At 59.3% G+C, this 14,214-nt stretch carries 13 protein-coding genes; 6 read left to right on the top strand and 7 right to left on the bottom strand.

Annotation, left to right across the window (positions count from 1 at the left end):
- Positions 1 to 3: 3 nt before the first annotated feature.
- The 3 genes from AC6HU3_RS10290 to AC6HU3_RS10300 are packed head-to-tail and all read left to right on the top strand — an operon-like array spanning position 4 to position 3,693.
- Positions 4 to 327, top strand: coding sequence for an antibiotic biosynthesis monooxygenase family protein (locus AC6HU3_RS10290; protein WP_497473669.1), 324 nt, complete (start codon positions 4 to 6; stop codon positions 325 to 327).
- 34 nt (positions 328 to 361) lie between these two features.
- Complete coding sequence (locus AC6HU3_RS10295) at positions 362 to 1,387, top strand: RluA family pseudouridine synthase (RefSeq protein WP_497473670.1); 1,026 nt, start codon at positions 362 to 364, stop codon at positions 1,385 to 1,387.
- Positions 1,375 to 3,693: a cation:proton antiporter domain-containing protein gene (locus AC6HU3_RS10300; protein ID WP_497473671.1), complete on the top strand. Its 2,319-nt coding sequence runs from the start codon at positions 1,375 to 1,377 to the stop codon at positions 3,691 to 3,693. Before AC6HU3_RS10295 ends, AC6HU3_RS10300 begins: the two co-directional genes overlap by 13 nt.
- Here AC6HU3_RS10300 and AC6HU3_RS10305 read toward each other — a convergent pair.
- From AC6HU3_RS10305 to AC6HU3_RS10335, 7 genes are all read right to left on the bottom strand, one after another.
- Entirely contained in the window at positions 3,687 to 4,442 is a 756-nt protein-coding gene (locus AC6HU3_RS10305; protein WP_497473672.1) for an arginase family protein, read from the bottom strand. The two genes, AC6HU3_RS10300 and AC6HU3_RS10305, sit on opposite strands and share 7 nt — an antisense overlap.
- Positions 4,443 to 4,446: 4 nt before the next feature.
- Complete coding sequence (gene speE, locus AC6HU3_RS10310) at positions 4,447 to 5,280, bottom strand: polyamine aminopropyltransferase (protein ID WP_497473673.1); 834 nt, start codon at positions 5,278 to 5,280, stop codon at positions 4,447 to 4,449.
- A complete protein-coding gene (locus AC6HU3_RS10315) occupies positions 5,277 to 5,771 on the bottom strand; it encodes a pyruvoyl-dependent arginine decarboxylase (RefSeq protein ID WP_497473674.1) in 495 nt (164 codons plus the stop codon). The genes speE (AC6HU3_RS10310) and AC6HU3_RS10315 overlap by 4 nt, the downstream gene beginning before the upstream one ends.
- A 14-nt stretch (positions 5,772 to 5,785) precedes the next feature.
- On the bottom strand, positions 5,786 to 6,700 hold the full coding sequence (gene speE / locus AC6HU3_RS10320) for a polyamine aminopropyltransferase (protein WP_497473675.1): 915 nt from the start codon (positions 6,698 to 6,700) through the stop codon (positions 5,786 to 5,788).
- Positions 6,700 to 7,356 carry an MBL fold metallo-hydrolase gene (locus AC6HU3_RS10325; RefSeq protein WP_497473676.1) on the bottom strand — a complete coding sequence of 219 codons (657 nt, stop codon included), beginning with the start codon at positions 7,354 to 7,356 and terminating at the stop codon, positions 6,700 to 6,702. The genes speE (AC6HU3_RS10320) and AC6HU3_RS10325 overlap by 1 nt, the downstream gene beginning before the upstream one ends.
- Entirely contained in the window at positions 7,353 to 9,149 is a 1,797-nt protein-coding gene (locus AC6HU3_RS10330; RefSeq protein WP_497473677.1) for an OmpA family protein, read from the bottom strand. Before AC6HU3_RS10330 ends, AC6HU3_RS10325 begins: the two co-directional genes overlap by 4 nt.
- Before the next feature lie 390 nt (positions 9,150 to 9,539).
- Positions 9,540 to 9,797 carry a hypothetical protein gene (locus AC6HU3_RS10335; RefSeq protein ID WP_497536327.1) on the bottom strand — a complete coding sequence of 86 codons (258 nt, stop codon included), beginning with the start codon at positions 9,795 to 9,797 and terminating at the stop codon, positions 9,540 to 9,542.
- A gap of 205 nt (positions 9,798 to 10,002) precedes the next feature.
- Here AC6HU3_RS10335 and AC6HU3_RS10340 point away from each other — a divergent pair, with 205 nt between their 5' ends.
- Genes AC6HU3_RS10340 through AC6HU3_RS10350 form a run of 3 tightly spaced genes read left to right on the top strand, consistent with a single transcriptional unit; the run spans position 10,003 to position 14,187 of the window.
- The gene (locus AC6HU3_RS10340; RefSeq protein ID WP_497473678.1) at positions 10,003 to 12,906 is read left to right on the top strand and encodes a cache domain-containing protein; all 2,904 of its coding nucleotides are present in this window, start codon (positions 10,003 to 10,005) and stop codon (positions 12,904 to 12,906) included.
- Complete coding sequence (locus tag AC6HU3_RS10345; RefSeq protein ID WP_497473679.1) at positions 12,878 to 13,873, top strand: GGDEF domain-containing response regulator; 996 nt, start codon at positions 12,878 to 12,880, stop codon at positions 13,871 to 13,873. Before AC6HU3_RS10340 ends, AC6HU3_RS10345 begins: the two co-directional genes overlap by 29 nt.
- Positions 13,870 to 14,187 carry an Hpt domain-containing protein gene (locus tag AC6HU3_RS10350; protein WP_497473680.1) on the top strand — a complete coding sequence of 106 codons (318 nt, stop codon included), beginning with the start codon at positions 13,870 to 13,872 and terminating at the stop codon, positions 14,185 to 14,187. The genes AC6HU3_RS10345 and AC6HU3_RS10350 overlap by 4 nt, the downstream gene beginning before the upstream one ends.
- The last annotated feature ends 27 nt before the right edge of the window (positions 14,188 to 14,214 follow it).

A 14,214-nucleotide genomic window follows, 5' to 3' on the forward strand; every position in this document is an offset into this window, starting at 1 on the left:
GACATGTTCGTGACCATGAACCGCATCTTTGTCCATCCGGACTATGCCCGGGACTTTGAAGAGGTGTTCCGCAACCGGGCGCGTCTTGTGGATCGGATGCCGGGGTTCATCCGGAACGTGGTCCTCCGACCGGAGGACCCGGCAAAAGAACCCTATATCGTGATGACCTTCTGGGAGAGCCGGGCCCATTTTGAGGCCTGGGTGAATTCCCCTGAATTCCGGGAAGGTCATGCCCGCAGCGGTTCCCTTCCCCGGGAGGCTTTTCGGGCCCCCAACGTGCTGGAAACCTTTGAGGTCCTCCTGGATTCCGACGCCCCGGATTCTTGACCTTTCCCTTTCCGTATCGTACAATCCCCCCGCCATGAGCGGAAAGTTCCCCGTGGTTCAAAAAACCTTTCACCGTCGGGTGGCCGCCCGGATGGCGGGCACCCGGCTGGATCACTACATTACGCAATCGGGTATTGGCCTTTCCAGGAGCCAGGTGGAGAAACTTATCCAGTCCGGCCACGTCCTGGTGAACGGAAAACCCGTGACGAAGGCCGGATACCGGGTGAAGGAAGGGGACGAAATCCATGTGGAATACGAAATCCGGGTGAACCACGAGATCATCCCTCAACCCGAAATGGAGATCCCCATCCTGTATGAGGACCAGGATCTCGTGGTGATCAACAAGCCGGTGGGGGTGGTGGTCCATCCCGCCCGGGGCAACTTTATGAACACTCTGGTGAACGCGTTGATGGGACGATATCATGATCTCCCCGAAACGTCTGAACGGGTTCGCCCGGGCATCGTCCACCGGCTGGACAAGGATACCTCCGGCGTGATGGTGGTGGCCCGTTCCGAACGGGGGGTGCGGAGTCTTTCCCGACAGATTGAGGATCGCACGGCCTCCCGTATGTACCTTGCGCTGGTGTGGGGAAGCGTTCCGGTCCACGAAGGGGAGATCCACGCGCCCATCGGCCGGCATCCCATCCATCGGACCCGCATGGCCGTCACCCCCCTCCATTCCCGGCCGGCCCTCACCCGGTTCCGGGTCAGGGAGCGTTTCGGGAAGCTTGCCACCCTTCTTGAAATCACCCTGGGAACGGGCAGAACCCACCAGATTCGGGTTCATATGGAACATTACGGCCATCCCGTGATCGGGGACCCCACCTATTCCGGACGGGATACCCGGAAGATCTTTCAGGTGGTCCCGAGCACCTTGCTTCCCCACGTTCGGGAGATCCTTTCCCGGATTGATCGCCAGGCCCTTCACGCCTGGAGACTTTCCTTTGAACACCCGGCCACCGGCGCCTGGGTGACCTTTGAAGCACCCCTCCCGGAAGACATGGAATCCGTTCTCGCCTATCTGCGACAGCACAGAGAGGCGTTCATGTGGAAGGGCTGATTCACCTGATCCAGAGCGCCACTTCGGGAGCCGGTGGGTTCAGCCTGATCCACCTTCTTCTCGCCCTTTCTCTCGCGTGGATTTCGGGAGAAGTGGTGGCACGCATGGGCTATCCCGCGGTGCTGGGAGAACTGGCGGCGGGGATCGTGTTCGGGCCGGCCCTCCTCGGATGGATCCAGCCTTCCGAAGGGCTTGCGGCCCTGGCCGAGGTGGGGGTGTTCCTGCTCATGCTCTACATCGGCATGGAGATGGATTACACCGACATCCTGCGGGAAGCCCGGCCAGGCTTCTGGGCCACCTTCGGAGGGGTGCTGATCCCCTTCGTTACCGGTTTCGGGATCGGCTATTTCGCCGGGCTTTCCCTCCAGGAAAACCTGATCATCGCCACCACGTTTGCGGTCACCGCCCTGGCCACCAAATCCCGGATTCTGGTGGACCTGAACCTCCTCGGGACACGTCTTGCAAGTGTCCTGATCGCCACCGCCCTCACCACGGACATCCTCGCCCTGGTGCTTCTGGCCCTGGTGTATGGCCTCATCCACACCGGGAGTTTCGCATTCCACACCCTGATCTCCACCCTTCTTCACGTGGGCGCCTTTTTCACCGCAGCCGTGGTGATCGGCCACTATGGCCTTCCCCTCCTTGCACGCCTTGTGAGCCGGGTGGGCTTTCAGGGGCGAACGGTGAACTTCACCCTTCTGCTCATCGTGGCCCTGGTGTATGCGGCCATGGCGGAATGGGCCGGGATGCACGCCATCCTGGGGGCGTTCATTGCGGGGTTGTTTATGCGGGAAGGGATGATTCGGCGCAAACTCTCCCACGAACTCCGGGAGATGGTCCACGACCTTTCGGTGGGATTCCTTGCTCCGGTGTTCTTTGTGTATGCCGGGTTTGATGTGGATCTGGGCAGTGTGATGCACGCCCTCCCTTTTTTCCTCCTGGTCCTCTTCGGAGCCACCCTTTCCAAGATCCTGGGGACCATGCTGTTTTATGCAGGGGGTGGCTATCCCTGGCGGGAGGGACTGGTGCTGGGAAGCGCTCTCAACGGCCGTGGTGCGGTCGGCATCATCGTGGCACAGATTGGCCTTGAATCCGGTGTGCTTCAGCCTTCCACCTTTTCGGCCCTGGTTCTCATGGCCTTTTTCACCACCCTGAGCGTCCCCCTGCTCCTCAAGGCCGGGGTGGCCTGGCTCCGTCGAAGGGGCGAACTGGAAGCTTCCCGAACCCGGAAGGGGGTCCTCCTTGTGGGGGCTAACCCGGTGGGGCGGCATCTGGCTCGTGCGCTGGAAGAAGCCGGTGTCGTGCTGGTGGACGCCAACCCCGATTTTTGCGAAGAGGCTGAACGGCAGGGATACGCGTGCGTCCAGGGGAATGCGCTCAAAGAAGAGGTGCTTGAAACGGCTGGAGCAGAAAAGGTGCGCACCCTCATCGTGATGACCCCCAACACGGAAACCAACGTCCTGGTGGGCCGATACGCCCGGGAGATCTTCCTGGTCCCCGAAGTGTATGTGCTGGTGGAGGCAGACCACAAGGATGCCCTGTGGGAACCGGTGCAGGAGGAGGGACTTCTTCCTTTCAACTTCGGCGCATTCACCCTCAACGAGTGGATCCGGTGGGTTGGGGAAGGGCGGGTCCAGCCGGATGAGGTGGGAGTGACCCGGGAGATTCACCCGGAACTGTTTCTAGAAACCGTGTATCAGCACGACGTGGTGCTCCCCCTCTCTGTGATCCGGGATGGCGTCCCCGTGTTCTTCTATGCCCTGGAAGGCCTCCACGCCAGCGACCGGGTGAGGGTGCTCAAGCTTTCCGAACCCGCCTATGCGGCGCGTGATGATCTGGATCTCCTTATTGAGAAGGCGCGGGTCCTGGATCTTGAAGGGCAGGTGGATCAGGAGACCGTTTTTGAAATTCTTGCCAGGGCGTTTTCCGAACTTCTGGATATCTCGCCCGAAGACCTTCGGGTCCGCTTCAAGAACCGGGAAGCGGAACTCTCCACCTGGGTTGCTCCCGGTCTGGCCATTCCCCACGTTGTGATTCCCGGAAACCGGAAGTTTGCGCTGGTGATTACAAGAAGTGAACAGGGAATTCCCTGGGGGTCACCGGACCGAAAGGTCCACGCCATTTTCGCCTTTGTTTCCACCCTGGACTATCGCCTTCTCCACCTGCGGATCCTCGCGTCCATCGCCCAGATTGCCCACCACCCCGAATTTATGGACCGTTTTCTGGAAGCGAAAAATCCGCAGGAATTGCGTCAGTTTCTCCTCTCCGTCCCCCGCAGGCGTTTTGCCCGCCGGTATCTTCACTGAAGGGCGAGGAGAAGTTCCCGGAACACCACGGCGGCAAAGGACGCGCAGGCCGGAGGGCCGGCAAGGGGGTTGTATTCCACGAGATCGGCGGCCACGAGGCGGGGAATGCCCTTCAGGAGATGCACGAATTCACGAAAGGAGAGCCCGCCTGGCTCAAAGTTGGACACGCAGGGGAAATCTCCAAACACGTCCATATCCACCGTGAGATACACGGGACCCTCCGGAAGCGGGATCCGGGTCAGATCGGTTTCACCGGCCAACCGGACCTCCCAGGCGGGTTCTTCTTCGGGGGCCCGGGAGCGGATGCCGATGGAGAGGACGCGGTTCTGGACACGCCGGGCGACATGGTGCATCACCGTGGCATGGGTGAAGGCATCCCCCAGATATTGCTTTCGGGCATCCAGATGGGCGTCCAGATGGACGATGTGAAGGTCGGGATGGGTGCGCAGGGCGTGTTCCACACCGGCAAGGGTGATGAGGTGATCGCCTCCCAGGAGGAGGAAAGGCGGTGTCAGGTTGTCAGGCCAGAGCTCCAGGAGACGATCCAGACGGTTCCGCCCGTCACTTTCTTCAAGAACAAAGGGAAGATCCCCCAGATCTTCGAAGGGCTGGAGGACCTTCCCGTCCTGATAGGGGCTTGCATCCTCAATCCCCACAAAGCCCCACCGGATGAAGGCAGGCGCGAGGGCCACACCCTTCAGAAAGTTTTCTTTTCCCTCTGTGGGGATCCCCAGCACACGCACCGGCATGGAGTCAGGCGGGTTCTTCAACTTCCAGCAGGTTTTTCAGGAACAGGGGAAGGCTGAACAGGGCCCGGTGAAGACCTTCATGATAGAACTGGAGTCCCTCCGGAATCATCCGCCGAAAGGCCGGGAGAGAAGGCTGCGGTGAGGCGAGAAGAAAGGCCCAGAGTCCCCCTGGATAGGTGGGCACGGGTGCCACATAGGGTCGAACCGTCCGGAAAACGTTCTTCAGGATTTCATGGAGTTCCTTCAGACGGTCGCGGTGAAAAATGGGAGATTCAGCCTGAATACCCACGACCGACACGGGTTCCATCACCTTCAGAAGGTTTTCATAAAATGCCGGCGTGTAAAACACGGTGGCCGGTCCCACGGGGTCGCTCGTGTCCAGAAGGACCACATCAAAGGTTTCCCCGGCAGAACGGACAAACTCCGCTGCATCCTGGGTGACAAGTTCCAGGCGGGGATGATGAAAGGCCTCGGCATATTCCGGGAAAAAGGTTTTGGAGACCTCCACCACCTCGGGATCGATCTCCACCATCACCACCCGTTCCACGTCCGGATATCGCAGCACCTCCCGGGCCGTTCCTCCATCTCCGCCGCCCAGAATCAGGACCTTGCGGGGATCCGGGTGGTGCTGCATGACCGGGTGAACCAGGGCTTCGTGATAGAAAAACCCGTCCCGTTCCGTGGTCATCACCAGCCCGTCCAGAAGGAGCACCCGCCCGTAATCCCGGGTTTCGATCACCAGGATGTCCTGAACGCTTGAACGCCGGTGATACAGCACCCGCTCCGGAAGGAACACGATCCCGGCGTCCTTTCCGTGGATTTCCTCCACCCGGATCATGCTTCGCCTCCCGGGATGAGGGCCACGCCGGCAAAAACCGCGGTGGGACCATCCTCCACCACGGTGCTCGCCACCTCCACAAGAATCTCCCGAACGGGGATCGCCCGCATGGCCATGGCTTCCCGGGCCATGGCCTCCACCAGCCGGCGGGCGTCGTCCGGGGAAAGTTCTCCGGAATATTCCATGATCACGCCGATGGATGCGGGATCCTCCGGGATGGCCACGGAGACGGCAGCCGTGATGCGCTCGTTCCGGGTGGAGCTCACCTCGGCACCATAGGCAATGGGGAGCAGGGATCCCGGAGCAAGGTGGATATGCTCCACCCTGGGCGTTCCGGGCGGAAGGATGCTGGAGACCTTCACGAGATTGAACTGGCTGATGCCCGCATGGTGAAGGGCGCTGTCAAAGGCGTTGAGCGGGGTGGACGCCTTCCCCACCCCGGAGACCAGCATAAACCCCTGAAAGTGCGACGGAAAACGAACCTGAACCATGGATTCCCCTCGCGTTAGTCCGGATACACGTAGGGTTCACGGTCCGTGAGCACCCGGCCCTTTTGAAGGAGTTTTCTCAAATATACGGGAAGACGGAACATGGCGGGATGGAGTTCCGGGCTGTAATACCGGAGGCCTTCCACCCCCCGTGCTGCAAGGCGTTCCCGGATCTCCTGCTCCACCAGGAGTGCAGGATCCACCTTCCGGGAGGCCACCACGAAGGCCCAGGGCATCTGGAAGGAGAACACAAAGGCCCAGTAGACACGCACCACCGGGAAGAGATCCTCCAGGGTTCGGGCCACCGACGCCACAAAATCCGCATACACGGGATCGGCGCTGGCGGCCTGAACCACCAGCATGCCGTCATCTGAAAGGCGTTCCAGGACCTTCACATAGAATTCCCGTGTGAAGAGGAGCTGGGAGGGCCCTTCTTCCAGAGGTTCCGTGAGATCAGAAATCACCACGTCAAAGGTTTCGTCCGTCTCAAACACGAATTTCCGGGCGTCGTCAATCAGGACCTCCGACCGGGAGTCTTCAAAGGCTCCCCGGTGCCATTCGGGAAGGTGGACCTTGCACAGATCCACGAACTCGCCGTCAATGTCCACCATCACCGCCCGCTCCACGGTGCGATGCCGGAGGACCTCCCGCAGGGTGGCACCCTCCCCGCCTCCTGCGATGAACACCCGCCGGGGGTGAGGATGGGCCACGAGAACCGGATGGACCAGGGATTCGTGATAGATGTATTCGTCCACCTCTGCCGACTGGATCTTTTCGTCCAGAAACACCGTTTTTCCGAACACGTCCAGTTCGACGATGTCCACCTTCTGGAAGCGGGTTTTCCCCGAAAAGATGGGGCGGCGAACCCGATAGGCAAACCGCAGCGACGGGGAATGCTGTTCCACGAAATACAAACCCGTTGCCGTCTCCATCAACCTCCTCCCGGGATCAAAAGGTCATTCAAAAAGGGGTTATGCTGTTTTTCATGGGCCACCGTGGTCTCGGGGCCATGACCGGGGAAAAGACGCGTATCGTCCGGGAGCAAAGAGAAGAGCACTTCAAGGGAAGACCGCATGGCTGCAGGATCGCTTCCGGGAAGGTCGGTGCGTCCGATGGACTCCCGGAAGATCAGGTCGCCGGTGAAGGCCACCTTTTCCTTCGGGCTCCACAGCACCACACTCCCCGGAGAGTGCCCGGGCGTGTGGATCACCAGAAACTCCACCCCTCCCAGTCGAAACTTGTGGTTTTCCGTCAGGGCGTTCAGATTGGGATACACCACCGGCTCCAGGTGGGACATTCCGAAGAGGGCAAGTTGCTCCCGCATGTTTTCCACAAAGGGCCAGTCGCTCTGGTGGAGCCACAGCCCCTGGCGGAACAGCGTGGTGTATTCCCCGGCTTCAAGCACATGATCAAAGTGGCCGTGGGTGGCCACCAGGGCTTTGATGTTGAATTGCCCTTCCACCAGGGACTCCGCAACCTGGGGGAGGAAACGCCCCGGGTCGATCACCAGGACCTCCCGGGACGCCTCCTCCATCACCACATACAGGTTGCTCGCAAAAGGCTCCAGAACCTGGCGTTCAACCCTCACGGTCCCTCGCCCGGTGCGATCACCACCAGTTCCACCCGACGGTTCTGCTCCCGCCCGAAGGGCGTGCTGTTGTCCGCGATGGGACGGGTGGGGCCGTACCCCCTTGCGATGAGACGATCTTCGGGAATTTGATGCACCGTCACGAGATAGTTTTTCACCGCTTCGGCTCGGGCCTGGGACAGACGCATGTTGAAGGCAAAGGAACCCTGGCTGTCTGTGTGCCCCTGGATCTCGATCTTCACGTTGGGGTTGTCGGCCAGAATCCGCTTGATGAGTTCCGCCGCGCGGTCCAGAATGGGATAAGATTCCGGACGGATGGTGGCTTTCCCCACATCGAAGTGGATTTTCGGAAGGCGAACTTTGAGTTTTTTCCGAACCAGCGCCACCTCGGATTCCACCGTCTTGTCGGCTTCGATTTCATAGGTTTTGGAGACCGGGATATAGCCAGGGGCGGAGATCTTCACCGTATACGTTCCGGGCGTGAGGGTGAAGGAAGCCGAAGAGCCCTGGACCTGTTCGCCTCCTTCCACCTGAATGGTGGCGTTCACCACGGGCGTGCCTTTCTCCACATCCACGACGGTGATCTTGAGGGTGCCGAGTTTTGGCTTGGGTTTGGCTTTCCGCTTGAGGGTGAAGGTGAGGGAGAGGGTGTCCCCCGGTTTGAGCACCAGTGGTTTGGATGCGGGGAGGAAGTCGGTGTGCTCAAGATTCAGGGTATACACGCCGGGATCCGCAACGAGCTCAAAGGCTCCCGCGTCGGTGGAGGTGGCCTGGGCGATCAGACTATCTCCCCGATAGAGGCGGACATCCGCCCCTTCCACCGGGAGTTCGTTTTCGTCCAGAACCACACCGGCAAGATAGGCCGGTTTGGGTTTTTCGGGCGCTTTTTTCTGCGGGGGAGCAATCAACACATAGGCGGCCACATCCACACCGATGTCCGGGCGGAATCCGGGAAGGAGCCCCTCTCTGGGATAGCTGTTATGGCGGGAGAAGAGAGGAATGCTCCCGGCCACCTGGATGTTCGCCCCCTGCCGCTGACCCAGGCGAAAGCCGAGGCTCAGCCAGGTGGGACCGTTGCCGTACAGGTCCCGATAGTCTTTCTTGGTATACTGCAGGGTCCAGATTTCAAGGAGGGGAGAGAACACGGCGGGGGAGATGTCCACCCCGAGACCCCCAAACACCAGAGAAGGAAGGGTGTCGGCGATGTAGGAGTAGCCCCCCGCGTTCAGATGGACACCCCAGCGGGATGCCCCCCGGAAGGTGGCCATCACCTGCGCCCCCAGGGCCAGATCCTCCATGGTGAACCGGCGCAGGTATCCCCCCCGGAACTGAATTCCGGAGGATGTGATTTCCGGCGCAACGGCCGGATCCCGTTTCACACCCGTGGGGATCACGCCAAACACCCCGGCACCGAGGGTCCAGGGGCTCTCGGGCAGGGGATAGGACATTTTCAGGTCCACCCGGGTGTCACCCAGACCGTACGAATACCGGGTGGTTTTGGAACGGTCTTTTTCATAATCGGCCAGAAACTGTCCGGTCACGGAAAAGGCCACGTACCGGGTCAAGGCGTAGCCCAGGCCGAAATAGCCGTTGACTGCGAGGGTGGGCACATCGGATCCGTCCGTGGCTTTCACACCCCGATACCATGCGTGGATTCCGGGAAGAAGGAGGGCCAGCTGTCCCGGCGCGAAAATCTCAGCGCTCTGAACCCGAATCACCCCTTCCTGTGCGTTGTACGACAGCCCTGCTCCCAGAAAACCGGGAAGCAGAAGCATCCACACCACACGTTTCATCACCAACCTCCTGTTGGATGGACATCCTTCACCTGGAGAAAGTCCTGCGTGGCTGGGCAAAATTATACACCCTGCATGTCCGACCGGCAACCTGAAACCGAGGCAACGCTCCACGTATTGCCTCACGAGAAAATCTATTCGAACCGTAGTCGTTGCCTCATGAAGGCTCTTCAATACATGGAGATCTTCCTCCGCAGGCTCTGGAGGGGTCGCAAGGGAGAAAAGACGCTCCTGTAGCGAGAGAATCCGTTTCCTCAATTGAACCACATTGAGCTGAGCAAATCGCTCCCGAAGTTTCGCCTTCACCTCCTCCGGTACCCTCGGATTCCTTTCACCCCACGGAATTCCTTTGGAATTCCGTGGGGACCCCGTAAAATTCGCGACACGATTTTAGCAAGTCCAAGTCTTCTCCACCACCTTCATTGTCGGTTTGAAAAAGTTGACGAAAATGGAATCCAACCGCTCCACCTCCTCAAGCACCTCCAGTGCCTGGGGCGTGTCATACCGGAAATGCCCCACCAGGTCGATTTCGATGAAGCCGGGCTCGGCTTCGTTCCAGTCGGCGAAGGTTCGGATGGGGATCTGGTGTTTGAGATGTTTTCCCGGACGGGCAGGATCAAGGATTCTATACCCCCGAAAAGCAGGCAAAGATTGATTTTTACGGGGTCCCCCTGCGTTTCCGTGCGGAAACGCAGGGGGTGAAAGAAGGGTACGGGAGATTTCATGTAGATTCTTTCGTGAGGCAACCATGTCTTTTCGTGTAGATTTTAAATGAGGCAATGCGCCATATTGAACTGTTCACGTTTATCCTGTATGATTTAGACAGCGTTGTCACTTTTTAGGGAGCATCGTGATGAAGTGGCGAATGGACAGCATTCGTTCACAGAGTTTGGTCTTCACCTTTCTCTCCCTTACCGCCCTTTCTCTCCTGTTCGCTTTCATCGGGGTGGAGGTGGTGCGTCGGGCCATGGCGCGGGCCGAAGAACAGGCCGCCCGAAACGTACTGGACATGGTCTATCTCCAGGTGGAAAGCGAATACAACGATCTGGAGTATTTCCGGAATACCTTGCTTCAGAAGCACAAAGATCGTCTCAAAGACGTGGTGTCCGTCGTTGAGAGTGAACTCCGCCACCTCTACGAGCAGGTTCAACGGGGAGAAATCCCGGAAAGCCAGGCAAAGCGTCAGTTCCTTGAGAACCTTCGGCACGTTCGGTTCGGCCACAACGATTACATCTGGGTCTCCAACTACCAGTCGGTCCTGATCTCCCATCCCGATCCCCGTCTCCACAATAAAGATGTGTCCGACCTCAAAGACGTGAAGGGAAATCTCATCGTCCCGCCCATGGTGGTCATGGCCCGGGAAAAAGGCGAAGGGTATTACACTTACTGGTGGCGGCGTCTGGGCTCGGAAGAACCGGTTCCCAAACTGGCATATTTCAAACACTTTCCCGAGTGGAAGTGGGTGCTCGGAACCGGGGTGTATATCCCGGACGTTCAGGAAGAAGTGGATCGGAAAATCCAGAACATCGTTGAGCATCTCCAGAAGGTTCTGGAAAGTATTCGGGTCGGTAAAACGGGCTATATCTTTATCTTCACCGGCGATGGGAAGATGCTTGTCCACCCCAATCTGGCTGGAAAGGACATCCGCAACCTGAAAAACCCGGTCACGGGGCGCCCCATCATGCAGGAGCTGATCGAAGCCGCCGCCCATCCGGACAAACCGTTCCGATATCTGTGGAACCGTCCCGACGATCTGGAACATTACCGTTATCCCAAGCACTCCTATGTCCGGCATTTTGAGCCGCTGGACTGGTATATCGCTTCAACGGTGTATGAAGACGAGATCTTTGCCCCGGCCCGGTCGGTGGCACGGCGAATCATCCTGGCTTTTCTCCTCGTTACTGTGGTTGCCCTCGTGGCCGCCACAGGCCTCACCCGTCGGTTCACTTCGCCTCTCGCCCACCTGGTTCAGGTGATGCAAGAGATTCACGAAAAGGGAGAACTCCACCGCCGAGCACCTGTGAAGGGACCCAGGGAGATCCGGGACCTGGCCATCATCTTCAACCGGATGATGGACCGTCTGCAAGAGGCGCAGGAGAACCTTGAGGAAAAGGTACGGGAGCGAACCGCCGAACTGGAACGTTCCAATGCGCTTCTGCGGGAGGCTAAAGAAGCTGCGGATGCGGCAAACCAGGCCAAAAGCGAGTTCCTCGCCATGATGAGTCACGAAATCCGGACGCCCATGAACGCCATCATCGGTATGGCCGACCTCCTGTGGGAAACGGACCTGTCTCCCGAACAGCGTCAATATGTACAAACCCTCCGTTCGGCGGGGGAAACCCTTCTGGGCATCATCAACGATATCCTGGATATTTCCAAAATCGAGGCCGGGCGCATGACGCTGGAATCGGCCCCCTTCGATCTCGTGGAGGCCATCGAATCCGTGGGAGAGGTGATGGCCGTGCGGGCTCATGAAAAGGGGCTGGAGCTGATTCTGGATATCGCCCCCGACCTGCCCCGATACGTGGTGGGCGACGCCCTCCGGCTCAAACAGGTCCTCATCAACATTCTGGGGAATGCCGTGAAATTCACCGAGGCGGGTGAAATCGTGCTCACCGTACAAAGACAACGGGAAGAAAACGGTGTGGCTGAAATCTACTTCTCCGTTCGGGATACGGGGATCGGCATCCCGGAAGAAAAACTGGGACATATCTTTGAAAAGTTCACCCAGGCGGATGCCTCCACCACCCGGAAATACGGAGGAACCGGCCTGGGTCTTCCCATCTCGAAAAGCCTGGTGGAGATGATGGGAGGGCGGATGTGGGTGGAAAGCGAAGTGAACGAAGGAACCATCTTCCATTTTACGGTCCATCTCCCCATTGTAACCAGCCCTCCGGAGTCCGTGTCTCCCGTTCCGGTGGTAGATGTTGTGCGGAATAAACGCGTTCTGGTGGTGGATGACAACGCCACGAACCGGATGATTCTCCGGAAAATGCTTTCGGAATGGGGAGCCCGCGTCACCGAAGCCGCCGATGGTCCCACCGCGCTTGAGGCCCTGAGGAAAGCCCGACGCGAAGGGGTTGCGTATGATCTTGTGGTCCTGGACTGTCGCATGCCGGAGATGGATGGATTTGACGTGGCCGAAGTGATGCAGCGGGAAGGGCTCGTGAACGGAACCGTGCTCATGATGCTCACATCGGACAGCCGGGCTGAATATGCCGAGAGGGCAAAACAGGTGGGCATCCCCTTTTATCTCATGAAGCCCGTTCGCAAACAGGAACTCCAGCATTTCCTTGCTCAGGCATTTGGAGGACGCGTTAAAGAGCGGCGTCCGGAAACCAAGCGGGAGGAAACTGGACAAGAACGTCCCCTCCGCATCCTTCTGGTGGACGACTCTCCGGACAACCGGATGCTTGTGAAGACCTATCTCAAGAAAACGCCCCACCAGGTTGACATTGCGGAGAACGGCGCCGAGGCGGTGGAAAAGTTCAAACAGAATCCATACGATCTGGTGCTGATGGATGTTCAGATGCCGGTGATGGACGGGCTCACCGCCACCCGGAAGATCCGTGAATGGGAAAAGCAGCAGGGCCGGAAACCCGTGCCCATTTTGGCCCTGACGGCCCATGCGCTGAAGGAAGAGCAGGAGCGCAGCCTGGAAGCAGGGTGCACGGCCCATCTCACCAAACCCATACGGAAGAAGACCCTTCTTGCGGCCATCCGGGAATATGGCGCGGCGGATCCTGATCGTGGATGATTCCCCGGAGATCCGCGCGATCCTTCGGCGGATCCTCCGGAAAGCGGGCTATGGAGAGGTCCTGGAAGCCGCAAGCGGTGAAGAAGCCCTGGAGAAGCTGCAACGGGGGGAGGTGGACCTTATCCTGCTGGATGTGGAAATGGAAGGGATGGACGGGCTTTCCACCTGTCGGGCCATCCGGGAACATACCGGACTTCTCGATGTCCCTATCATCATGGTGACCGCCCGGGAAGACATGACCACCCTGAAAGAGGCCTTTCAATCGGGCGCCATGGACTATGTCCGCAAACCCTTCCGGAAAGAAGAACTCCTGACCCGGGTTCGCTCGGCCCTGCGTCTCAAGGAAGAGATGGATCTCCGGAAACAGCGGGAGAAAGAGCTGGAAGCCCTCACCCGCGAGCTGGAACAGGCGAACGAAAAACTCCGAGAACTCTCCCGAACTGACCCCCTCACGGGTCTCGCCAACCGCCGGGTGTTTGACGAGGTCCTCCACAAAGAATTTGCCCGTGCTCGACGGTATGGCCGACCCCTTGCGCTCCTTATGATGGATGTGGACCGGTTCAAGGTCTTCAACGACACCTATGGCCATCCCGCCGGCGATGCGTGTCTTCAAAGCGTTGCCAGCGTTTTTCGGAAGGCGCTGGGCCGCCCGTCGGATCTCGCTGCCCGTTACGGAGGTGAAGAGTTCGCCGGCATTCTTCCCGAAACGGACCCCCAGGGCGCGCTGCACGTGGCGAGAAAAGTGCAGGAAGGTGTTCGTGCGCTGGCCATTCCCCATGCCGGCCTTCCGTGGGGGCTGGTGACGGTGAGCATCGGAGTTGCAGCGTTCGTCCGGGATTTTCCTGAGACCCCCGAGGCCTTGGTGGCCCGGGCGGACCAGGCCCTGTATGAGGCCAAAGAGAGCGGGCGCAACCGCGTTGTCCTGGTGTCCGATCTTGAGTTGTCTGAACCGGGAGGGCACCCATGAGCGAAAAGATCATCGTGCGGGTGGATGCCGATCTGGAGGATCTGATCCCCGCATTTCTCGAAAACCGGTGGAAGGACCTTCATAGGCTTCGGGAACTTCTTGATCAGAAGGACTGGGATGAGATTCGGTCTCTGGGGCATACGATGAAGGGAATCGGCGGGGGCTACGGCTTTGACGGCATCACCGAGATCGGCGCGGCCCTGGAACAGGCCGCCCGGGACCAGGATCTCGAAAGGATCCGGGATCTCCTGGACCGGCTGGAGGACTACCTCTCCCGGGTGGAGGTGGTGTTTGTCGAAGAAGAGGAGATGTAGAACGTAGCTCCTTTAGATTTCAGCGTC

This window comes from Caldifarcimen microaerophilum, from assembly GCF_055387105.1.

Coding starts and splice junctions, on each gene's coding strand:
- AC6HU3_RS10315 (WP_497473674.1), bottom strand. CDS start 5,771: ATGGTTCAGGTTCGTTTTCCGTCGCACTTTCAGGGGTTTATGCTGGTC.
- speE (WP_497473675.1), bottom strand. CDS start 6,700: ATGGAGACGGCAACGGGTTTGTATTTCGTGGAACAGCATTCCCCGTCG.
- AC6HU3_RS10350 (WP_497473680.1), top strand. CDS start 13,870: ATGAGCGAAAAGATCATCGTGCGGGTGGATGCCGATCTGGAGGATCTG.
- AC6HU3_RS10340 (WP_497473678.1), top strand. CDS start 10,003: ATGAAGTGGCGAATGGACAGCATTCGTTCACAGAGTTTGGTCTTCACC.
- speE (WP_497473673.1), bottom strand. CDS start 5,280: ATGATCCGGGTGGAGGAAATCCACGGAAAGGACGCCGGGATCGTGTTC.
- AC6HU3_RS10290 (WP_497473669.1), top strand. CDS start 4: ATGTTCGTGACCATGAACCGCATCTTTGTCCATCCGGACTATGCCCGG.
- AC6HU3_RS10305 (WP_497473672.1), bottom strand. CDS start 4,442: ATGCCGGTGCGTGTGCTGGGGATCCCCACAGAGGGAAAAGAAAACTTT.
- AC6HU3_RS10295 (WP_497473670.1), top strand. CDS start 362: ATGAGCGGAAAGTTCCCCGTGGTTCAAAAAACCTTTCACCGTCGGGTG.
- AC6HU3_RS10330 (WP_497473677.1), bottom strand. CDS start 9,149: ATGAAACGTGTGGTGTGGATGCTTCTGCTTCCCGGTTTTCTGGGAGCA.
- AC6HU3_RS10345 (WP_497473679.1), top strand. CDS start 12,878: ATGGCGCGGCGGATCCTGATCGTGGATGATTCCCCGGAGATCCGCGCG.